22 protein-coding genes and 1 tRNA gene are annotated in these 19,245 nt (G+C 72.4%); 11 read left to right on the top strand and 12 right to left on the bottom strand.

Annotated features, from left to right (window positions below; genetic code table 11):
* Positions 1–343: 343 nt before the first annotated feature.
* From ABD823_RS25420 to ABD823_RS25410, 3 genes are read left to right on the top strand one after another with little or no spacing between them, the layout of a single operon-like run.
* A complete protein-coding gene (locus ABD823_RS25420) occupies positions 344–799 on the top strand; it encodes a phage holin family protein (protein WP_344863754.1) in 456 nt (151 codons plus the stop codon).
* On the top strand, positions 796–1,719 hold the full coding sequence (locus tag ABD823_RS25415) for an alpha/beta fold hydrolase (RefSeq protein WP_344863752.1): 924 nt from the start codon (positions 796–798) through the stop codon (positions 1,717–1,719). Before ABD823_RS25420 ends, ABD823_RS25415 begins: the two co-directional genes overlap by 4 nt.
* Positions 1,716–2,255: a DUF309 domain-containing protein gene (locus ABD823_RS25410; RefSeq protein ID WP_344863750.1), complete on the top strand. Its 540-nt coding sequence runs from the start codon at positions 1,716–1,718 to the stop codon at positions 2,253–2,255. The genes ABD823_RS25415 and ABD823_RS25410 overlap by 4 nt, the downstream gene beginning before the upstream one ends.
* A gap of 86 nt (positions 2,256–2,341) precedes the next feature.
* Here the strand turns inward: ABD823_RS25410 and ABD823_RS25405 are convergent, their stop codons facing one another.
* Positions 2,342–3,541 carry a MarP family serine protease gene (locus ABD823_RS25405; protein ID WP_344863748.1) on the bottom strand — a complete coding sequence of 400 codons (1,200 nt, stop codon included), beginning with the start codon at positions 3,539–3,541 and terminating at the stop codon, positions 2,342–2,344.
* A 74-nt stretch (positions 3,542–3,615) separates the two neighbouring features.
* Between ABD823_RS25405 and ABD823_RS25400 the strand changes: the two genes are divergently transcribed.
* Positions 3,616–4,131 (top strand): HEAT repeat domain-containing protein, encoded by a 516-nt coding sequence (locus tag ABD823_RS25400; RefSeq protein ID WP_344863746.1) that lies wholly within the window; start codon positions 3,616–3,618, stop codon positions 4,129–4,131.
* 31 nt (positions 4,132–4,162) lie between these two features.
* On the opposite strand, the gene ABD823_RS25395 is transcribed toward ABD823_RS25400, so the two are convergent.
* Positions 4,163–4,807: an NUDIX hydrolase gene (locus ABD823_RS25395; protein ID WP_344863744.1), complete on the bottom strand. Its 645-nt coding sequence runs from the start codon at positions 4,805–4,807 to the stop codon at positions 4,163–4,165.
* A gap of 71 nt (positions 4,808–4,878) precedes the next feature.
* Positions 4,879–5,535: an endonuclease III gene (nth, locus tag ABD823_RS25390; protein WP_344863742.1), complete on the bottom strand. Its 657-nt coding sequence runs from the start codon at positions 5,533–5,535 to the stop codon at positions 4,879–4,881.
* Positions 5,536–5,829: 294 nt separating this feature from the next.
* On the opposite strand from nth, the gene ABD823_RS25385 reads away from it, so the two are divergent.
* Entirely contained in the window at positions 5,830–6,510 is a 681-nt protein-coding gene (locus ABD823_RS25385) for a Crp/Fnr family transcriptional regulator (protein WP_344863740.1), read from the top strand.
* Positions 6,511–6,696: 186 nt separating this feature from the next.
* On the opposite strand, the gene ABD823_RS25380 is transcribed toward ABD823_RS25385, so the two are convergent.
* Positions 6,697–7,512: an SDR family NAD(P)-dependent oxidoreductase gene (locus ABD823_RS25380; protein ID WP_344863738.1), complete on the bottom strand. Its 816-nt coding sequence runs from the start codon at positions 7,510–7,512 to the stop codon at positions 6,697–6,699.
* A 110-nt stretch (positions 7,513–7,622) separates the two neighbouring features.
* Here ABD823_RS25380 and ABD823_RS25375 point away from each other — a divergent pair, with 110 nt between their 5' ends.
* On the top strand, positions 7,623–8,234 hold the full coding sequence (locus ABD823_RS25375; protein ID WP_344863736.1) for a TetR/AcrR family transcriptional regulator: 612 nt from the start codon (positions 7,623–7,625) through the stop codon (positions 8,232–8,234).
* Between the two features lie 98 nt (positions 8,235–8,332).
* Here ABD823_RS25375 and ABD823_RS25370 read toward each other — a convergent pair whose 3' ends face one another.
* The 4 genes from ABD823_RS25370 to sp36 all read right to left on the bottom strand — a co-directional run bounded on the left by ABD823_RS25370 (position 8,333) and on the right by sp36 (position 10,791).
* On the bottom strand, positions 8,333–9,124 hold the full coding sequence (locus ABD823_RS25370; protein WP_344863734.1) for an MBL fold metallo-hydrolase: 792 nt from the start codon (positions 9,122–9,124) through the stop codon (positions 8,333–8,335).
* A 149-nt stretch (positions 9,125–9,273) separates the two neighbouring features.
* On the bottom strand, positions 9,274–10,101 hold the full coding sequence (locus tag ABD823_RS25365) for an NUDIX hydrolase (RefSeq protein WP_344863732.1): 828 nt from the start codon (positions 10,099–10,101) through the stop codon (positions 9,274–9,276).
* Between the two features lie 72 nt (positions 10,102–10,173).
* A complete protein-coding gene (locus tag ABD823_RS25360) occupies positions 10,174–10,632 on the bottom strand; it encodes a RidA family protein (protein WP_344863730.1) in 459 nt (152 codons plus the stop codon).
* Positions 10,633–10,635: 3 nt separating this feature from the next.
* Positions 10,636–10,791, bottom strand: coding sequence for a Sp36 family protein (gene sp36, locus ABD823_RS25355; protein ID WP_141703503.1), 156 nt, complete (start codon positions 10,789–10,791; stop codon positions 10,636–10,638).
* A gap of 201 nt (positions 10,792–10,992) precedes the next feature.
* On the opposite strand from sp36, the gene bagA reads away from it, so the two are divergent.
* A complete protein-coding gene (gene bagA, locus ABD823_RS25350; RefSeq protein WP_344863727.1) occupies positions 10,993–11,997 on the top strand; it encodes an ATPase BagA in 1,005 nt (334 codons plus the stop codon).
* A complete protein-coding gene (gene bagB / locus ABD823_RS25345) occupies positions 11,994–13,157 on the top strand; it encodes an ATPase BagB (protein ID WP_344863726.1) in 1,164 nt (387 codons plus the stop codon). The genes bagA and bagB overlap by 4 nt, the downstream gene beginning before the upstream one ends.
* A gap of 169 nt (positions 13,158–13,326) precedes the next feature.
* Here bagB and ABD823_RS25340 read toward each other — a convergent pair whose 3' ends face one another.
* Complete coding sequence (locus ABD823_RS25340) at positions 13,327–13,623, bottom strand: WhiB family transcriptional regulator (protein ID WP_344863725.1); 297 nt, start codon at positions 13,621–13,623, stop codon at positions 13,327–13,329.
* 344 nt (positions 13,624–13,967) lie between these two features.
* On the opposite strand from ABD823_RS25340, the gene ABD823_RS25335 reads away from it, so the two are divergent.
* A complete protein-coding gene (locus ABD823_RS25335; protein ID WP_344863758.1) occupies positions 13,968–16,118 on the top strand; it encodes a transglycosylase domain-containing protein in 2,151 nt (716 codons plus the stop codon).
* Between the two features lie 98 nt (positions 16,119–16,216).
* On the opposite strand, the gene ABD823_RS25330 is transcribed toward ABD823_RS25335, so the two are convergent.
* Positions 16,217–16,672, bottom strand: a complete 456-nt coding sequence (locus ABD823_RS25330; protein WP_344863724.1) for a GatB/YqeY domain-containing protein — start codon at positions 16,670–16,672, stop codon at positions 16,217–16,219.
* 91 nt (positions 16,673–16,763) lie between these two features.
* Here ABD823_RS25330 and ABD823_RS25325 point away from each other — a divergent pair, with 91 nt between their 5' ends.
* A complete protein-coding gene (locus tag ABD823_RS25325) occupies positions 16,764–17,687 on the top strand; it encodes a metallophosphoesterase (RefSeq protein ID WP_344863723.1) in 924 nt (307 codons plus the stop codon).
* A gap of 32 nt (positions 17,688–17,719) precedes the next feature.
* Positions 17,720–17,793 (top strand) — tRNA-Pro (locus ABD823_RS25320).
* A 212-nt stretch (positions 17,794–18,005) separates the two neighbouring features.
* Here the strand turns inward: ABD823_RS25320 and ABD823_RS25315 are convergent.
* A complete protein-coding gene (locus ABD823_RS25315) occupies positions 18,006–18,530 on the bottom strand; it encodes a hypothetical protein (RefSeq protein ID WP_344863721.1) in 525 nt (174 codons plus the stop codon).
* 90 nt (positions 18,531–18,620) lie between these two features.
* The gene (locus ABD823_RS25310) at positions 18,621–19,070 is read right to left on the bottom strand and encodes a hypothetical protein (protein WP_344863719.1); all 450 of its coding nucleotides are present in this window, start codon (positions 19,068–19,070) and stop codon (positions 18,621–18,623) included.
* Between the last annotated feature and the right edge of the window lie 175 nt (positions 19,071–19,245).

The following is a 19,245-nucleotide window of genomic DNA, read 5'->3' as shown; positions in this document are numbered from 1 at the left end:
GGCGCCCGGTCCGGTGACCGCACCGGGCGCCGGAAACTTCCTCGGCGTCTTCGGCGGGGCGTGGACGCCCGCACGGCTCGGATTGGCCAGACTCTCCGGTGAGCCGCGCCGGCGGGGACGGGACCGCGGTGCCTGCACCCGCCGGCACCGGCCCCCGCGCCGCCGCCGATCGGCGCTCCGGCCTCCGGCGACGATCCGGACGGGGTGGGCGCGGTGACCGCTGGCGTGTCCACGGCGGGCCCGGCCGCCTCGTCGCCGGCCGCGGTCGCACCCGGGGCGCGCGTGCGCAAACACCTCAACGCGCAGGATGATGTTGGCATCGGCGCTCGATAGGAGATCGTTCATGACGCAGAACCCGGCCACGGAGCCGCAGGAGGAGTCCCTGGGCGCGCTGGTCGCCGCGGCCAGCAGCCACATCTCCACCCTGGTCCGAGCCGAGATCGAACTGGCCAAGGCCGAGCTCAGGTTCGACGCCAAGCGCGTCGGTCTCGCGACGGGGCTGTTCGCCGCCGCCGCGTTCATCGCCCACCTGTGCCTGATCCTCGCCTCCTTCGCCATCGCCTACGCCCTGGTGGGCCTGTTCGACTGGGCGGAGGGCTGGGCCTTCGGGGTCGTCACCCTCTTCTACCTGGTCGTCGCGGGCCTGCTGGTCTTCGTCGGCATCCGCCGGCTCAAGGGCCTGACCGGGATGAAGCGGACCCTCCACTCGCTCAAGACCATCAAGAGCGGGGAGAGTGAGCCCGCCCCCGCCGCCGGGCCGGCCGACGCCCCCCGCGAGCCCGGGAAACCCGACCGGTGAACCGCCCCGACGAATCCGCGGTCCTCATCGAGGGCCCCTGGACCCACCGCTCCGTGCACGCCCGCGGCACCCGCTTCCACGCCGTGGAGGCCGGCGAGGGCCCCCTGGTGCTGCTGCTGCACGGCTTCCCCCTGTTCTGGTGGAGCTGGCGCCACCAGCTCGTCTCCCTGCCCGCCGCGGGCTACCGCGCCGTCGCCGTGGACCTGCGCGGGTACGGCGCGAGCGACAAGCCGCCGCGCGGTTACGACCTGCCGGCCCTGGCCGCCGACGCGACCGGGTTGATCCGCGCGCTGGGCGAGACCAGCGCGGTCGTCGTGGGCCACGGCTGGGGCGGCCTCATGGCCTGGACGATGGCCGCGCTCGAACCGAAGGCCGTCCGGAGGCTGGTCGCGGTGGGGGCCCCGCACCCGCTCCGGCTCCGCTCCGCGCTCCGCTCCGACCCCTTCGGCCAGATGCGGGCCAGCGGCCACGCGCTCGGCTTCCAGTTGCCGTTCCTGCCGGAGCACCGCCTGACCACGGACTCCGCCGCCCTGGTCGGCAGGATGCTCCGGGAGTGGTCCGGACCCGCCTGGCCGGACGAGGAGACGTCCAGGACCTACCGGGACGCCTTCGGCATCCTCAACGTCGCCCACTGCGCGCTGGAGTACCACCGCTGGTTCGCCCGCTCGCAGCTGCGCCCGGACGGGCTGCGCTACGCCCGCGCCATGCGGGCCCGGATCGAGACGCCCACGCTGCAGCTGCACGGCGCGCTCGACCGGCGTATGCTGCCGCGCACCGCCCAGGGCTCCGGCCGCTACGTGACCGCCCCCTACCGGTGGCGGCTGATCGAGGGGTCCGGGCACTTCCCGCACGAGGAGCGGCCCGAGGAGTTCGACGCCGAGCTGCTCGGCTGGCTGGCCGACCCGGAGCCGGACCGGTGACCCCCCGCGACCGCGACCCCGAGGGCCGGGCCCGCAACCAGCGGCCCCGCGACGCGTTCGGGCGCCCGCTGCCGCGCGGGGCCGAGGGCGTGGCGCGTGTCCCGGACGACTACGCGCCGGACGCCGCCGAGGCGCTCGCCGAGGCCCGCCGCCTGCTCGGGGAGGGCAGGCCCTTCCACGCCCACGAGGTGCTGGAGGCCCGCTGGAAGACCGGCCCCGCGGGCGAGCGCGACCTGTGGCAGGGGCTGGCGCAGATCTGCGTCGGTCTGACCCACCTCCAGCGGGGCAACCGGCGCGGGGCCGCCGCGCTGCTCGCCCGCGGCGCCGACCGGATCGCCGGGTACGGCGTGCCGTACCCGGCGCTGGCCGGGACCGCCCGCGACCTGGCGGGGGCGGAGGAGCCGGACCCGGTGGAGGCGATCGCCAGGATCAGGTCCCTGTTCCCGGCCGGGTCCCGGGCCGAGGGGAACGGGTCCGCGGGCACCGGCGCCGGGGGTGCCGGAAGCGGACCCTCGGGCACCGGCACCGGGCGCTGAGACGCCGGCGGGCGGGGCCGGGCCACCGGCTCCGCCCGCCGCAGGGCGCTCCCCGGTCCGCAGAGGTCCCGGGGCCGGCGCTCCGGTCAGTGGTCGCACTCCTGGGTGCTGACCCGGTTGAACAGCCTCGCGCCGTCCTCGGCGTCCGGCGCCACCTCGGCGGCGGTCAGGACGTAGCCGGTCTCCTGCTGGTCGAGCGCGGCGGCGAAGACGACGCCGTAGACGCGGCCGTCGGGCGTGAGCAGCGGCCCTCCGGAGTTGCCCTGGCGGACCAGGCCGCGGATCGCGTACACGTCGCGGACGACGGTGTTGCGCTCGTAGATGTCGGTGCCCTTGGCCTGCTGCCGCACCCGGATGCGGGCCTCGTTGGGCGTGAAGCCCTGCCCGTGCGGGAAGCCCGCGACGATCGCGTCGTCGCCCTTGTCCACCTCGCCGCCGTAGAAGCGCAGGATCGGCAGGTCGATGCCGGGGACGTACAGGACCGCGATGTCCCGGTCGGGGTTGTAGAGCACGACCCGGGCCGGGTGGGAGTCGCCGCGGTGGTCGACGACCTGCAGGTCCTGGTCGACCCCGGCGACCACGTGGGCGTTGGTCATGATCTTGTTCTGGGCGTAGACGAAGCCGGTGCCCTCGATGTGCTTGCGGCAGCTCGTGGCGACGCCCTGCACCTTGACGATGCTCCGGCGGGCCCGCTGCAGCCGCGGGTTGCCCTTCCACACCTCCTCGTCGGGCGGGGGCACCTCGACGAAGACGCCGCCCCCGATGCCGTCGAACACCTTCGAGAAGCCCGACTGGTCGATGAGGTCCTTGATCGGGTCCTGGATGTCCTTGGCCGCCTGCGGCATCGCCTCGTCGACGGTGCTCAGCAGCAGTGACTTGTGCACCTGCTCGCTGATCACCGGGAACGGGGAGAACGCCACCACGCTGCCGATGAACCAGGTGCCGATGAGCACCGCCAGGGCGCTGGCGAACGTGCCGCCGACCGCGTCGACGACCTTGGCGGGCTCCCAGGTGACGTGGCTGCGGATCACCGCGCCGATCGTCGAGGAGGCGAACTGGCCGATGACGGCCGACAGGAAGAGGATCACGATGGCCAGCAGGGCCTGCTCGGTGTCTCCGTCGACCACGGCGCCGGCGATCGGGGGGGCGATGAAGACGCCCAGGACGAGCCCGCCGACGAACCCGACGAAGCTCATGGCCCCGATGATGAACCCCTGCCGGTATCCCGACACCGCGAAAGCCACCATCAGGGCGATCAGGATGAGGTCCAGGAGATCACCGCTCACCCCTTTACGGTATCCAGCCTCCGCCTGGCGCGCGTAGCCCTTCTCCGAGCTCCGTTGTCGTTATCGTGGCCTGCATGGCAACGATCGGGGGGCCGGTGTCCGTCGCGTCGCTGATCGAGACGGCACTGGGGGATCCGGACCATGACGGCGCGATCCGCTGGCAGGCGATCGCACTTCTGCAGGAACGGGGCGATCTGGAGACCTTCACCGCGGCCCGCAGGCTGTGCGGGGGAGAGAGCAAGGACGAGCGCATGCTCGGCGTCGACATCCTGGGACGGCTGGGCTTCGTCGACCGGAGTCTCCCGGTCCTGCGCTTCCTCGCCGCCTCCGAGGACGACCCGATGGTGCTCTACTCGGTGCTGATCGCCTTCGGGCACATGCGCGACCGCCGCGCGCTGCCCTCGGTGATCGAGCTGGCCGGGCACCCCGACGCGGGCGTCCGGTACGGCGCGGCCTACGCGCTGCCGAACATCGTCGGCAGCCCGCCCGACCCGGCCGGCCTGGCGGCGCTGCGCCGCCTGACCTCCGACTCCGACGAGGACGTCGCCGACTGGGCGTGCCTGGGCATGACGCTGCTGGGCGCCCGGTAGCGCCCGCCCGCACGGCGTCCGGCGCGCCCGCTCAGCTCCGGGAGACGAGGTCCAGCACCTCCTGGGGGAGGTCCTCGACCCGTGAGCGGTCCCAGGGCCGGTCGAAGTCCGAGACGGCCAGCACCCGGTCGAGCACGCCCGCGGTGAACCCCCAGACCAGCAGGCCGCGCACCCGGAACGCCGGGCCGATGTAGCCGCGTGGATGGCGCAGCAGGAGCCGGTTGGCCGGATCGACCAGCTCGGCGACCGGGACCCGCTCCACCGCCTCCACCTCGTCGGGCGAGGCCGCGTGCACGGCGGAGGGGGTGTGCCACCAGCCGACCACCGGGGTCACCCGGTTGTCGCTGTGCGAGACGAACAGCTCGGGCATGACGCCGACCACGTGGACGCCCGCCGGGTCGAGACCGGTTTCCTCCTCGGCCTCCCGCAGCGCCGCGCCGACCGGGCCGCCGTCACCGGGGTCGATCCCGCCGCCGGGGAAGGCGGGCTGCCCCGGATGCCGCCGGCCGTTCGAGCTGCGCTGGATCAGCAGCACGTCCGGGCCGAGCGGCCCCTCGCCGAACAGCAGCAGCACCGCGGCCCGCCGCCCGCCGGACCGGGGCGGGCGCAGCTCCGCGGGGACCGGAATCTCCGCCGCCCGTCCGGCGAGCGTCTCCAGCCACTCGGGTACTTCCACCACCGCACCTCCGGTCCTCTGCACCCCTGTGCAACGCAAGATCTCCTCCCACGCTTCCCGGCGGGGCCCGCCTACGAGAACGGGCCGGGACGCACCAGCCCGGCGGCCTGCTCCGGGTCCGTGGGGCCGGTGCCGTACGACGGGCACAGGGCCGCCAGCGGGCACGCGCCGCAGGCGGGCCTGCGGGCGTGGCAGATGCGGCGGCCGTGCCAGATCAGGCGGTGCGACGCCATCGTCCAGTCGCGCTTCGGGATGAGCCCGGCCACGACGTGTTCGATCTTGACCGGATCGGTCTCCTCGGTCCAGCCGAACCGGCGCACCAGCCGCTGGAAGTGGGTGTCCACGGTGATCCCGGGCACGCCGTAGGCGTTCCCCAGGACCACGTTGGCGGTCTTGCGCCCGACGCCGGGCAGGGCCACGAGGTCCTCCAGCCTGCCGGGGACCTCTCCGCCGTGCCGCGCGCACAGCGCCTGCGCCATGCCGATGATGCTCGCGGCCTTGGCCCGGAAGAACCCGGTGGACCGGATGATCTCCTCCAGCTCGGCCCGGTCCGCCCCTGCGTAGTCCTCCGCCGTCCGGTACTTCGCGAAGAGCGTGGGGGTGACCATGTTGACGCGCTTGTCGGTGCACTGCGCGGACAGGATCGTGGCGACCAGCAGCTCCAGCGGATCACCGAAGTCGAGCTCGCAGTGCGCGTCGGGATAGGTCTCCGCCAGGATGCGGTCCATCCGCCGGGCGCGACGGACCAGGGCGAGTCTGGATTCACCTGCCGGACGGTCTTGACGGGGCACGGCGACAGCCTATGCCCCCGGGCCCCCGCCGGACCTCGCGATGGAATGAGTCACAATGGCTGTTGCGGACGCCGAGGACCGGCGCCGAGGCGCCCGCGCGACGACACCCACCAGCGCAGAGCCAGAGGACGACGTGCGGACACGAGAGCAAGGGACGGGGCGTTCGCCGGCGGCACCACGCGAGCGCGGCAAGCCCGAGGACGATGCGTGAACCCTCAACAAGGAGGCACCGTGAACACCGACGACGTGCTGGCCAAGGCCCCTCTGTTCTCCGCTCTCGACCGCGAGGGCGCCGCCGCCCTGCGCACGAGCGTCACCGAGGTCCAGCTGTCCAAGGGGCAGACCCTCTTCAACGAGAACGAGACGGGTGACCGGCTCTACGTCGTCCTCGAAGGCAAGATCAAGCTGTCCAGGACCGCGCCCGACGGCCGGGAGAACCTGCTCAGCGTGCTCGGCCCGGGCGAGATGTTCGGCGAGCTCTCGCTGTTCGACCCCCGCCCCCGTACGGCCTCCGCCATCGCGCTGACCGACGTCCGCCTGGCCGGGCTCGGCCACGACGACCTGCGCCCCTGGCTGACCGGCCGCCCCGAGGTCGCCCTGCACCTGCTGCGCGCCCTGGCCCAGCGGCTCCGCCGTACCAACGACGTGCTGGCCGACCTGGTCTTCACCGACGTGCCCGGCCGGGTCGCCAAGGCGCTGCTCGACCTCGCCGACCGCTTCGGCCGGAAGGTCGACGACGGTGTCCGGGTCCACCACGACCTCACCCAGGAGGAGCTGGCCCAGCTCGTCGGCGCCTCGCGCGAGACGGTGAACAAGGCCCTGGCCGACTTCGCCCAGCGCGGCTGGCTGCGCATCGAGGCCAAGGCCGTGGTCATCATGGACATGGAGCGCCTGCACAACCGCTCCCGCTAGGACCTGGACCTTCCGGGACCGTCCCGGCGACGCGGTGGCGGGCGCGGGCCGTGGTGGGGTCCACGCCGACCGCGCCGTCGCCCCGCCCGCCGGAGGCGGGCGCCCTCCCCGGCAGAGGGCGCGGTCACGGTGCCGGCCGGAGGTGCACGACGCCCTCAGGACCACGGCGACGGTCCCGCGTGGACGTCATCCGGGCGCCTTGCGGCTGAGGTTCTCCCAGGCGCGGTAGTCCGCCATCCGAGCTTCGAGGCCGGCCTGGACCATGTCGTAGGACGCGCCGCCGATGACGAGCCGCCGCGGCGGTTCCGGCAGGCCGACCAGCTCCATGATCACGGGCGCGGCCGTGTCCGGGGCGGGGCCTGCGTCGTCACCCCACATCTCGATCAGCCGGTCGCGCAGCCGCTGGTAGGGCGGGGCGGGTGTCGTCATCGTGGTGCCCGTGGTGAACAGGCCGGTGTCGTAGCCGCCCATCTGGACGATGGTGACCTTGACGCCGAACTGCTCGGCCTCCATCGCCACGGCCTCGGAGACCGAGTCGAGTGCCGATTTGCCGGCCGCGTACAGGCCGACCATCGGGAAGCCGCCGCCGGTGCCCATCGTCGTCACCTGCAGGATGCGACCGCCGCCCTGGGCGCGCAGCTGCGGGAGCACGGCCTGGGTGACCCAGAGCGCGCCGAACAGGTTGACGTCGAAGTGGGCTCTGATCTGCTCCTCCGTCGCCTCCTCCACCATGCCCAGCAGCATGGCGCCGGCGTTGTTGACCACGATGTCCAGCCTGCCGAAGGCCGCCGTGGCCCGTTCCACGCCCTCGAACACGGCGGCCCGGTCGGTCACGTCGAGCGGCAGCCGCACCAGCCCGTCCGGATGTCTCCGGGCGAGGTCGGCGAGCGGTTCGACGTTCCGGGCGGCCCCGATGACGCGGTCCCCCGCGCGCAGAGCCGCTTCCGTGAACGCCCGGCCCAGACCGCGCGACGCCCCGGTGATGAACCACACTCGGCTCACTGAGCCTCCTTTTTCCGATGGGTTCTCGTGATGTGGCAAGACGATACGTCTTGTATCGCCATAGTGTCAACACGGAACGTCTCGTCTCATCACGTGGTACGATCCGGGCCATGGTGAAGCAGCCCGATCCCGCGCGCCGCAGCGAGCGCTCCCGGCAGGCCATCCTCACCGCGGCCCGCGAACTGGTCTCCGAGGTGGGGTACGCCAAGCTGACCATCGAGGCCATCGCGGCCCGGGCCGGCGTGGGCAAGCAGACCATCTACCGCTGGTGGCCCTCCAAGGGCGCCGTCGTCCTCGACTCCTTCCTCGCGCTCAGCGAGGCCGGTCCCGAGCAGGACATGGCGCTGCCCGACACCGGCGATCTGGAGGCCGACCTCAAGACGGTGATGCGGGCGACGGTGGCCGAGTTCGCCGATCCGGCGTTCGAGGGGCCGATCCGCGCGCTCAACACCGAGATCATCAACGATCCCGCGCTGGCCGCCCAGTACCGCGAGAAGCTGGCCGGCCCGGTGGACGAGGCCAAGAAGGCCCGGTTGCGCAGCGCGCAGCGGGCCGGGCAGCTCGCCGCGGACGCCGACCTCGACCTGGCGCTCGAGGTGCTGTACGCGCCCCTCTACCAGCGCTGGCTGCTCCGCTCCGGTCCGCTCACCCCCGAGTACGCCGACGCCCTCGTCGAGGTCTTCCTCAAGGCCATGCGGCCGGCGCCGCCCGGTCGTCCGTGAACGGCGAGGCTCGGCCGATTCGGTGCGCTCGCGGCCCGTTCCGTGCTGAGCGGCGTGCCGGCCGGTGGCGAACGGCAGGACGCCCCGGCCGGGGTCCCTCAGGCCAGGCCGAGATAGTCCAACTGGGCCCGGACGGACATCTCGGCCGCGGGCCAGAGCGAGCGGTCCACGTCCGCGTAGACGGCCTCCACGATCCGCCGGGGCGTGACGGCCCCGCCCTCGTACGCCCGGCGGATCTGGTCCAGCCGCCGCCTGCGGTGGGCGATGTAGCCGTCCAGCGCGCCGACCGGGTCCGGCAGCACCGGCCCGTGGCCGGGCAGCAGCGCCTGGGCGCCGACCCGCTCGACGACGGCGCGGAGCCGGTCCAGGGAGCGGAGATACTCGGCCAGGTGGCCGTCGGGGGCGATCACGGTGGTGCCCCGGCCGAGCACGGTGTCGCCGGTCAGCACCGCCCCGTCCTCCGGCAGCCAGAAGCAGAGCGAGTCGAACGAGTGGCCGGGCGTGGCCACCACGTGCAGCTCCAGGTCGCCGGCGCGCAGCACGTCGCCGTCCTCCAGCCCCTCGTCACCGAGCCGGTGCCGGGGGTCCAGCGCCCGCACCGGGGCGCCGACCAGCCCGGCGAAGGTGCGCGCGCCGCCGCTGTGGTCGTGGTGCCCGTGGGTGAGCAGGATCGCGGCCACCCTGCGCTCCCGCAGGTGGCCGGCCACCCGGGCCAGGTGTCCCGGGTCGTCCGGCCCCGGGTCGACGACCAGCACCTCCTCGCCGCGGCCGATCACCCAGGTGTTCGTGCCGTCCAGGGTCATGGGGGACGGGTTGGGGGCCAGCAGGTTGAGCGCGTGCGCCGTCCCCGCCCCGTCCGGCCCCTCCAGCGGGATCCGCAGGCCGCTCATGCGATCTCCTCGCCCGGCGGCCCGGCGCCCGCGTTCACGGACGCCGCGCACCTCCTGATCCGCTCGTTCCGCTCACCCATGCGACCTCCTCACCCGACGGCCCGGCGGCCCGGAGCCCGCGGCCGCGCCGTACCCGCCGCTCCACCCGCTCACGCGGCGCCGAACCGGTGGTCGTCGCCGAGCACGAGCCGCACCTCGCCGTCCACCTCCGCGACCCGCGGCATGAAGGTGACGATCTCCCGCTCGGCCGCCAGCACGTCCTCGACCTTCTCGTAGGCGGACAGCTCGATCAGCGTGCGATGGGTCGGCGGCATCAGGAAGATCTCCCCCCGGGCCGCCCGCTCCACCGCGTCGCCGGGCCGTACCCAGGCGACCTGGTCGGCCTCGCCGCCGACGTCGCGGGTGCGCTGGCCGGGCGGGAGGGCCGCGACGAAGAACCGGGTGTCGAAGCGCCTGCTCTCCACCTCCGGCGTGATCCAGTGCGCCCAGGGGCGGAGCAGGTCGGAGCGGAGGACCAGGCCGCGCCTGCCGAGGAAGTCGGCGAAGGACAGGGTCCGGTCGATCAGCGCGAGCCGGTCGGCCTCCCAGTCCTCGCCGGTGGTGTCGTCCACCACGGACTCCGGCGACGCGCCGGCGAGCAGCACGCCCGACTCCTCGAAGGTCTCCCGCACGGCCGCGCAGACCAGCCCCCGCGCGGTGTTCTCGTCGGCGCGGAAGACCTCGCCCCAGCGCGCGGGCGAGGGCCCGGCCCAGGCGATCGCCCGGTCGGTGTCGCGGGGGTCCACCGAGCCGCCGGGGAAGACGTAGGCGCCGGCCGCGAAGGCCATGCTCGCCTTCCGCCGGAGCAGGTAGACCTCGACGCCCCCGCGGAGGAGGACCACGGTCGCGGCGTCCCGGGCCGGGACGGGGGCCGCCCGCCCGGCCAGGATGTCACGCGCTCGCTCGCCGAGCTCGCCGGGAAGCGGAATCCCACCCATGCCTGCGCCCTTTCCCCGAACATCACTCGGTTTCGGTTCATCATGTGGCAAAGGTCCCGCCCCGGACAATCGTCAGCGGACTTCGGCGACCACTTCGACCTCGACCGGCGCGTCCAGCGGGAGGACCGCGACGCCCACCGCGCTGCGGGCGTGCTTGCCGGCCTCGCCCAGCACCTCGGCGAGCAGCTCGCTGGCGCCGTTGACCACCTGCGGGTGCCCGGTGAAGTCCGGAGCGCTGGCGACGTAGCCGACGACCTTCACGATCCGCACCACGTTCGCCAGCCCGCCGGCCACCGACGCGACCGCCGCCAGCGCGTTGAGCGCGCAGGTCCTGGCCAGCGCGTAGGCCTCCTCCGCGCTCACCTCGGCCCCGACCTTGCCGGTCGCCGCGAGCTTGCCGTCCACCATCGGGAGCTGGCCCGAGGTGTAGACGTGGTTCCCCGACCGGACGGCCGGGACGTAGGCCGCCAGCGGCGGCACGACCTCGGGCAGCACCAGGCCGAGCCCGGCCAGCTTCTCCTCAGGGGTCACCGGTTACTCCTTCGGGCGCTTGAGGTAGGCGACCAGCTGCTCGGGGTTCGGCCCCGGCACGACCTGGACGAGCTCCCAGCCGTCCTGGCCCCAGTTGTCGAGGATCTGCTTGGTCGCGTGGACCAGCAGCGGCACCGTCGAGTACTCCCATTTCGTCATGCGAGACACATTAGCGAGGCGGCCGCCGCCCGGCGGGCCCGGCATCATGCGGCCGCGGGGGCGGGTGACGGCATGGCGCGGCCGGGCGGGCGGGTGACGGCCGGGCGGGTGCCCGCGTGAAGGGCTTTTGACCCATGTGAAGCGCATCCCAAACCGGCTCCGGCGCGAGTCCGCAAGTGACCGTTGGGTAGCCTTCGAACTGTGAATGCGCGCGACACCGACTGGGATGGAGTACGGCTTCACGTCGTCACCGGGAAGGGCGGCACCGGCAAGACGACGGTCGCCGCCGCACTCGCCCTCGCGCTCGCCGCGGGCGGCCGCAAGGTCCTGCTCGTCGAGGTCGAGGGGCGACAGGGGATCGCGCAGATCTTCGACCTGCCGCCGCTGCCGTACGAGGAGCGGAAGGTCGCCGTCGCCCCGGACGGCGGCGACGTCTACGCACTGGCCGTCGACCCCGAAGAGGCCATGCTCGACTACCTCGAGATGTTCTACGGCATGCGCCGGGCCGGGCGGGCGCTGACCAAGCTGGGCGTCGTCGACTTCGCCACCACCATCGCCCCCGGCTTCCGCGACGTGCTCGTCACCGGCAAGACCACCGAGGCCGTCCGGCGCAAGGACAAGAACGGCAGGCGGGTCTACGACGCGGTGGTGCTGGACGCGCCGCCGACCGGCCGGATCGTCCGCTTCCTCAACGTCACCAGCGAGGTCTCCGGGCTGGCCAGGATGGGCCCGATCAAGAACCACGCCGACCTGGTGAACAACGTGGTCGCCTCGCCCGAGACCGCCGTGCACTTCGTCACGCTCCTGGAGGAGATGCCGGTCCAGGAGACCCTCGACGGACTCGCCGAGCTCCACGCGGCGGGGCTGCCGCCCGGCGGCGTCTTCACCAACATGGTCAGGACCTCGCGGCTGCCCGAGGAGGCCGTCGCGGCGGCCGCCGCCGGGCGCTTCGACCCGGCCGAGCTGGCACTGGGCCTCAAGGCCGCCGGGCTCGCCGACGGCACCGCCGACGCCGCGACCGTGGCCGCGGCCCTCACCGAGGAGATCGTCGAGTACGCCCGCCGCACCGAGCTGGAGCGGCAGGAGCGGGCCTCGCTCGACGCCTCCGGCCGGCCGCGCTACGAGCTGCCGCTGCTCCCGGACGGGATCGACCTCGCCGGGCTGTACGAGTTGGCCGAATCGATCCGCACCCAGGGAGCGGCATGACAGAGCGGCCCGGAGGTCACCGGCCCCCGCCGGAGCTCGACCTCGACGCGATCATCGACGACCGGAACACCAGGATCATCGTGTGCTGCGGCTCCGGCGGCGTGGGCAAGACCACCACCGCGGCGGCCATCGGCCTGCGCGCCGCCGAGCGCGGGCGCAGCGCCGTGGTCCTCACCGTGGACCCGGCGCGGCGGCTGGCACAGTCGATGGGGCTGACCGAGCTCGACAACACGCCCCGGCCCGTCGCGGGCGTCGAGGGACCGGGCGAGCTGCACGCCATGATGCTCGACATGAAGCGGACCTTCGACGAGATCATCGAGGCGCACGCCGACCCCGAGCGGGCCCGGCAGATCCTGTCGAACCCCTTCTACCAGTCCCTGTCGTCCAGCTTCGCCGGGACGCAGGAGTACATGGCGATGGAGAAGCTCGGCCAGCTCCGCCGGACCGGCGAGTGGGACCTGATCGTCGTGGACACCCCGCCGTCCCGGTCCGCCCTGGACTTCCTGGACGCTCCGGAGCGGCTCGGCCGCTTCCTCGACGGGCGGTTCATCCGCCTGCTGATGGCCCCGGCCAAGGCGGGCGGGCGCAGCGCCTTCAAGCTGTTCAACGCCGGCTTCGGGTTCGTCGCCGGGGCCCTGAACAAGCTGCTGGGCGCACAGCTGATCAAGGACCTGCAGACGTTCGTCTCCGCCCTGGACGCCGTCTTCGGCGGGTTCCGCGCCCGGGCCGAGCAGACCTACCGGCTGCTGCAGGCCCCGGGGACCGCCTTCGTGGTCGTCGCCGCGCCCGAGCGGGACGCCATGCGCGAGGCCTCGTACTTCGTGGAGCGGCTGGCCGAGGAGGGCATGCCCCTGGCTGGGCTCGTGGTCAACCGGGTGCACCGCTCGCCCGCGTCCGGGCTCTCGGCCGCCCGCAGTTGCGCGGCGGCCGAGGACCTGGAGGCGCGGGGCGAGCACGAGCTGACCTCCGCGGTGCTGCGGCTGCACGCCGACCGGATGCAGCTGGCCGTCCGCGAGCACCGCGAGCAGGAGCACTTCTTCTCCGCCCACCCCACGGTCCCGGTGACCCAGGTCCCCGCGATGCCCACCGACGTGCACGACCTGGAGGGTCTGCGCGAGGTGGGCGCCCTCCTGGCGGAGAGGGAGCGTCCCGCGGCCTGACCGCGGCCGCGGCCGCGGCCGGGGACCGCGCACACGTACGGCCCGCGGGGTATTCCTCGCCCACGGCGACGCCGGAGGCGAGGGGTCCCCACATGCGTACGGCCGGCGGGCGGCGCCGGCCGTACGGGTCGAATCGTGCCGCCGGATCGTGCCGGGGCGTCTCGCGGGCTCAGCCGGCGATCAGCTCGTTGGTCCGCTCGTACTCCTCCTTGGCCATCTCCAGGAGGTCCCGCCAGGAGTCGACATCGGGGCGCCGGCGCAGCAGCGCCCGGCGCTCTCTCTCGGTCATTCCGCCCCACACCCCGAACTCGATGCGGTTGTCCAGCGCGTCGGCGAGACACTCGGTCCGGACCGGGCATCCTCGGCAGATGAGCTTTGCTCGGTTCTGAGCAGCACCCTGGACGAACAGCGCGTCAGGATCCGCACCCTTGCAGGCCGCGCTGGACGTCCAATCCGTGATCCACATTCGACCCCACTCCCCTTAGGTGGTCAGTCGTGACTTGGAGCCGACGGGCGCGGTCGTCGGGCTTCCGTATTCAGTTGCCGCAGAAAGAGAACGTACGCAATCAGACGTTCGGGCGGACAGACCCCGGCGGGACCAAATTCCTGCATGGTCATCGGCGGCCATGTGGCCGGGAATGACTAGTTACCTCTCCGCGGATCAAGGGAAGGCCAAGCTTGATCGGCCTTCTGTTGCCTTCTCGGCCCCCGGGTCGACGTACTCTTGGTGCTGTGCAAGCTCTAGGCAAAGATCAGAAGTCGGCAGCGGGGAACGTGTTGCGGCTCGTGGCCGCGGGCGCGGCCGCTGGGGTGTTGGTCGCAGCCGTCGCGCTCCCGGCGATGGGCGGCGCCGGCGTGACCGCGAAGTCCGCGATCGAGGGGTTGCACCTGCAGCCGGAGGAGCTCAAGGAGCCCCCGCTGCCCGAGGTCACCAGGCTTCTCGACGCGAACGGCAAAGAGTTCGCGCAGTTCTACTACGAGAACCGCGAGTCGGTGAAGCTCGACCAGATCGCCGACGTCATGAAGACCGCGATCGTCGCGATCGAGGACTACCGGTTCTACGAGCACGGCGCGATCGACGTCGAGGGCACGGCCCGCGCCGCCATCAAGAACTTCTCCGGCGGCGGCGTCGTGCAGGGCGGTTCCTCCATCACCCAGCAGTACGTCAAGCTCGTGCTGGTCAACAGCGCCGAGACCAAGGAGGAGCAGGAGGCCGCGGTCGCGCCCACCCTCGCCCGCAAGCTCAAGGAGCTGCGCTACGCGCTGGCGATCGAGGAGAAGTACACCAAGTCGGAGATCCTGGAGCGCTACCTCAACATCTCCTACTTCGGCGCGGGCGCGTACGGCATCCAGGCCGCCGCCAAGCGCTTCTTCGACAAGCCCGCCTCCGAGCTGACCCTGTGGGAGGCCGCCACGCTGGCGGGCGCCGTGCAGAACCCCAGCGTGACCGACCCCAACCTCGGCAAGGCCCACCGCCAGCGGCTGCTGGAGCGGCGCAACGTCGTGCTGAACCGCATGCAGGAGCTCGGGAAGATCACCAAGGAGGAGGCCGAGGAGGCCAAGGCCAAGAAGCTCGGCTACAAGGACGTCCCGGTCCCCGGCGGCTGCGACCAGAGCGACTACCCCTACTTCTGCCTCTACGTCCAGCACGAGATCCTCAACAACGAGGAGTTCGGCAAGACCCCCGAGGCCCGCAAGAAGTTCCTCCAGCGCGGCGGGCTGACGATCAAGACGACGCTCGACCCGCAGGCCCAGAAGGCCTCCGAGAAGGCGATCAGGAAGTACGTCAAGACCACCGACAAGCCGGTCGCCGCGCAGGCGATGGTCGTCCCGGGCACCGGCGCCATCAAGGCGATGGCGGCCAGCCGCAAGTTCGGGCAGAACAAGAAGAAGAACGAGATCAGCTACAACCTCGTGGCCGACGTCGCGCACGGCGGCGGCACGGGCTTCCAGGCGGGTTCCACGTTCAAGCCCTTCACCCTGCTCACCGCCCTGAGCCAGGGCATGAAGCTCAACGACGGCTTCAGCACCGGCTCCGGCTACAACGCCCCGAGCAACGCCGCCTTCCGCGACTGCAAGGGCAACCGGGTCGGCGAGCCGAGCCACACGGTCCACAACTCCAGTGAGGGCGGCGGCGGCTTCAAGACCCTGACCACCGGCACCCTCGGCTCGGTGAACACCTTCTTCATGAAGCTGGAGGAGGTGGTCGGGCTCTGCGAGACCGTCAAGACGGCCCAGAAGCTCGGCATCAAGCGCGCCGACGGCCAGCCGCTGAAGGAGTACGAGACCTTCACCCTCGGCATCAACGAGATGGACCCGGTGACGGTCGCCGCCGCCTACGCGACGATCGGCGCGCGCGGCGCCTACTGCAAGCCGATGGCCATCACCGAGATCCGCGACCGCAACAACAAGGCCACCTCCTACAAGCCCAAGTGCAAGCAGGTGCTGGACGAGGAGGTCGCCGACGCGGCCAGCCACATCATGTCCGGTGTCTTCACCAAGGGCACGATGAGCGGCGTCGGCGGCATCGGCCGTCCCGCGGCGGGCAAGACCGGCACCACCGACGCCTACACCGCGGCCTGGTTCGCCGGCTACACCCCCGACCTGGCCTCGGCGGTCAGCATCGGCGACCCGCGCGGCGCCTTCAAGCACGACCTGATCGGCGTGACCATCGGCGGGCGCTACTACTCCTACGTGTACGGCGCGTCGATCTCCGGGCCGATCTGGAAGGAATCCATGATCGGCGCGCTGAAGGGCGTGGAGGCGACCCCGTTCACCCCGGTGAACATGGAGCGCTTCGGCGGCTGCTCGGCGGGCCGGTGCGCCCCGCCGCCCAAGAAGAAGCCCGTCGAGGTGGACGGCGACAACGGCGGCGGCGGCAACGACGACGGCGCCTTCGACGTCGCCACGCCTCCGGACGGCTGGGGCGACGCGAACGGCGGCGCCCCGATCGTCCCCTGACCGGGCGCCCCGCCGAGCCCCCAGCGGGGCTCGGCGGGGCTCGCCGGCGGCCCCGGCGAGAACGGCGGGGCTTTCCCGGCGGGGGCTCGGCGGGCCGCTCAGCCCGCCAGGCGGGCCCGTACGGCCTGGGCCACCCTGCCGCCCTCGGCGCGCCCGGCGACCTTGGGGTTGACGATCTTCATGACCTGCCCCATCGCCTGCGGCCCCGAGGCGCCGCTCTCGGCGATGGCCTCGTCCACGAGGGCGGCGAGCTCCTCGTCGGAGAGCTGGGCCGGGAGATACTCCTCCAGGACGGCCTGCTCGTCCAACTCGGCCTGCGCCTGCTCCGTACGGCCGGCCCCCGCGAAGGCCTCGGCCGCCTCGCGGCGCTTCTTGGCCTCCTTGGTCAGCACCTTGATGATCTCGTCGTCGCTCAGCTCACGCGCGGTCTTGCCCGAGACCTCCTCGACGTTCACGGCCGCCAGGGCCATACGGATCGTCCGGGTGCGGACCTCGTCCTTGCTCTTCATGGAGGCCGTCAGATCGGCCTTCAGCTTTTCCTTCAATGCGCTCATGCGATCCATCTTCCCGCCTCACCAGCCCTGTTGTATTCCGGGTTTCCCCCGGCGGGCCGGATTCCCGGTACGGCTCGGGCATGATGGAGGGGTGAGGAAAGCAGCCGCGGTACCCCTGTCCCTGCTCGGCGCCGGTGTGGCCGGTCTCGCCTACGCCTCGGTCGTCGAGCGCAACGCGTTCCGCCTGCGCCGTTTCGACGTGCCCGTGCTGGAGCCGGGGCAGCGCCCCGTGCGCGTCCTCCACCTGTCCGACCTGCACCTCACCCCCCGCCGGCGGCTGCTCATCGAGTGGGTCCGCTCGCTGGGCGACCTCCGGCCCGACCTGGTGGTCAACACCGGCGACTCCATCGCCCACCCCGACGCGGTCCCCGCGCTCCTGCACGCGCTCGAACCGCTGCTGGGCCGTCCCGGCCTGTTCGTGTACGGCTCCAACGACCTGTACTCCCCGCGGCCCAAGAACCCCGCCCGCTACCTGATGCGCCCCTCCAAGGGCGACAACGACCGGCGTGTGCCCGATCTGCCGTGGGAGGAGCTGGGCGCCGGGATGGCCGCCGCGGGCTGGCTGGACATGAACAACACCACCGCCCGCATCAAGGCCGGCGACCTCGACGTGGCGGTGGGGGGCATCCACGACTCCCACATCGACCGCGACCGCTACGACGCGATCGCCGGCCCCGCCCCCGCGGACGCCGACCTCCGCCTGGGTGTGATGCACTCGCCGGAGCCGCGCAACCTGACCCGCTTCGCCGCCGACGGCTACCAGCTGCTGCTCGCCGGCCACACCCACGGCGGCCAGATCTGCATCCCGTTCTACGGCGCGCTGGTCACCAACTGCGGCATCGACCGGGCCCGGGTGAAGGGTCTGAGCCGGCACGACTCCGCCTACCTCCACGTCTCCGCGGGCCTGGGCACCAGCCCGTACTCCCCGGTCCGCTTCGCCTGTTTCCCCGAGGCGTCGCTGCTGACGCTCGTGCCGCGCCGCCGAGGTGTCACAAGCACCCACGAAGTCCGCTAGACTCTCTCAAGCACGAGCAAGACGGCGTGCACCGGGGTGTAGCGCAGCTTGGCAGCGCGCTTCGTTCGGGACGAAGAGGTCGTGGGTTCAAATCCCGCCACCCCGACAGAGAAGGCCGAGAGGGCCGCTTCCGAGGATCGGAAGCGGCCCTCTCGGTTTTCCGGGTGACCGTTCCCGCGTGACCCGCTGCGGGACCGCGCCTCCGGGCCTCCGTGCCTCCGGGCCTCCGTGCCTCCGGGGACCGGCTGCGGGACCGCGCCTCCGGAGGCGATCCGGAGGCGCGGTCCCGCGGGGCGGCGTCCCGCCCCGGAGCGCGGGTCAGCGGCAGGCCAGGCCGGTCAGGTGGTGCCGGGTGTTGAAGTGCACCTTGTCCTTCTTGTTGAACCGGGTCACCTCCCCGTCCGAGTAGAGCACGCTGATGCTCACGCACATGTTCTTGCCGTAGACCTTGACCGGGCCGGCGTAGTACTTGAAGTCGCCGCTGTCGGAGTCGTAGTTGTTCTTCATGCGGTCCTCGGTCCACCGCTGGTTGTACATCGTGAGCAACATCGGGGTGGGGCGGCCGTAGCGGGGACTCCCCTTGCGCTTGACGTAGACGGCGCAGTTCCACCCCGTCTTCGCGTTGTAGTAGAGCTTGACGTCGGTGACGTAGTACTTCTTGCCGGTGAGGGTGTCCCTCGACGGCACCGGCCAGCTGCCCACGAGCGAACCGCTGCAGCCGTAGCCTCCCGCCGAGGCCGAGGCCGAGGCCGGGACGGCCGTGGCGATCCCGGACGTGACCAGTGCCGCCGCCGCGACCACGGCGGCGCGCCTGCGCATACTCATCTTCACTCTTCCGTTCATCGTCCATCTCCTCGTGGTGGGTCCGTGAGAGGCGCCGGGCGGGACCGCCCCCGGGTGGTCCCGCCCGGCGTCCCGGAGAGGCCACCGGGGTCAGCAGCGCTCGCTCGTCGAGGCCTTCCGGGCGCCGGAGCCGGGGAACGGCCCGTGCCCGATCCAGCCGAGCGCCCGGGTGCACTTCGAGAGCGTGGCCGTGCCGTACGACCACAGCTCGGTGAACCGGCCGCTCTTGCAGCGGGGGCCCTCCACCGTCGTCCTGCCGGAGCCGGAGCGCGTGGTGACGGAGGCGCAGGCGTTCCACGACTTGTGGCTGCTGCGCCAGGAACCCCAGACGTAGATGTAGGCCCAGTTCTTGTTGCAGCCCTTGAACTGCTTCACCGAGGCGAACGTCTTGCCGCCGGAGGTGATGTGGGCGGTCGATCCGATCTGCGTCACGCGGGAGCAGCTGGGGTTGGTCTCGGCGTGTGCCGGCCCGCCGAAGCCGGCCAGCATGGGCAGCGCCAGGGCGCCTGCGGCGGCGGCCTGAGCGAACGTTCTCCTCATCGTGTGCACTTTCCGGTCGGATGCAGGGACTCGTGTCCGCGGCCCCGCCGTCCAGGACGGGCGGGGTGGGACACGAGACAGCCTGGACCGGAACCCTGTACTCCTCCTGAACACGCTGTCAGAACGTGCCTGCACGACCGCTGCACCCCTTGGCGGACCGGTGAAATATCAGGTC

Origin of the sequence: Planomonospora alba (assembly GCF_039534085.1) — a bacterium.
Lineage (GTDB): Bacteria > Actinomycetota > Actinomycetes > Streptosporangiales > Streptosporangiaceae > Planomonospora_B > Planomonospora_B alba.
Note: the sequence above shows the minus strand (reverse complement) of the source record. Positions and strands in the feature narration are given on the sequence as shown.

Excerpts from the sequence above, each read along its gene's own strand:
- ABD823_RS25420 (WP_344863754.1), top strand. The coding sequence starts at position 344 with ATGACGCAGAACCCGGCCACGGAGCCGCAGGAGGAGTCCCTGGGCGCG.
- ABD823_RS25400 (WP_344863746.1), top strand. The coding sequence starts at position 3,616 with ATGGCAACGATCGGGGGGCCGGTGTCCGTCGCGTCGCTGATCGAGACG.
- nth (WP_344863742.1), bottom strand. The coding sequence starts at position 5,535 with ATGGACCGCATCCTGGCGGAGACCTATCCCGACGCGCACTGCGAGCTC.
- ABD823_RS25375 (WP_344863736.1), top strand. The coding sequence starts at position 7,623 with ATGGTGAAGCAGCCCGATCCCGCGCGCCGCAGCGAGCGCTCCCGGCAG.
- ABD823_RS25370 (WP_344863734.1), bottom strand. The coding sequence starts at position 9,124 with ATGAGCGGCCTGCGGATCCCGCTGGAGGGGCCGGACGGGGCGGGGACG.
- ABD823_RS25365 (WP_344863732.1), bottom strand. The coding sequence starts at position 10,101 with ATGGGTGGGATTCCGCTTCCCGGCGAGCTCGGCGAGCGAGCGCGTGAC.
- sp36 (WP_141703503.1), bottom strand. The coding sequence starts at position 10,791 with ATGACGAAATGGGAGTACTCGACGGTGCCGCTGCTGGTCCACGCGACC.
- bagB (WP_344863726.1), top strand. The coding sequence starts at position 11,994 with ATGACAGAGCGGCCCGGAGGTCACCGGCCCCCGCCGGAGCTCGACCTC.
- ABD823_RS25340 (WP_344863725.1), bottom strand. The coding sequence starts at position 13,623 with ATGTGGATCACGGATTGGACGTCCAGCGCGGCCTGCAAGGGTGCGGAT.
- ABD823_RS25330 (WP_344863724.1), bottom strand. The coding sequence starts at position 16,672 with ATGAGCGCATTGAAGGAAAAGCTGAAGGCCGATCTGACGGCCTCCATG.
- ABD823_RS25315 (WP_344863721.1), bottom strand. The coding sequence starts at position 18,530 with ATGAACGGAAGAGTGAAGATGAGTATGCGCAGGCGCGCCGCCGTGGTC.
- ABD823_RS25310 (WP_344863719.1), bottom strand. The coding sequence starts at position 19,070 with ATGAGGAGAACGTTCGCTCAGGCCGCCGCCGCAGGCGCCCTGGCGCTG.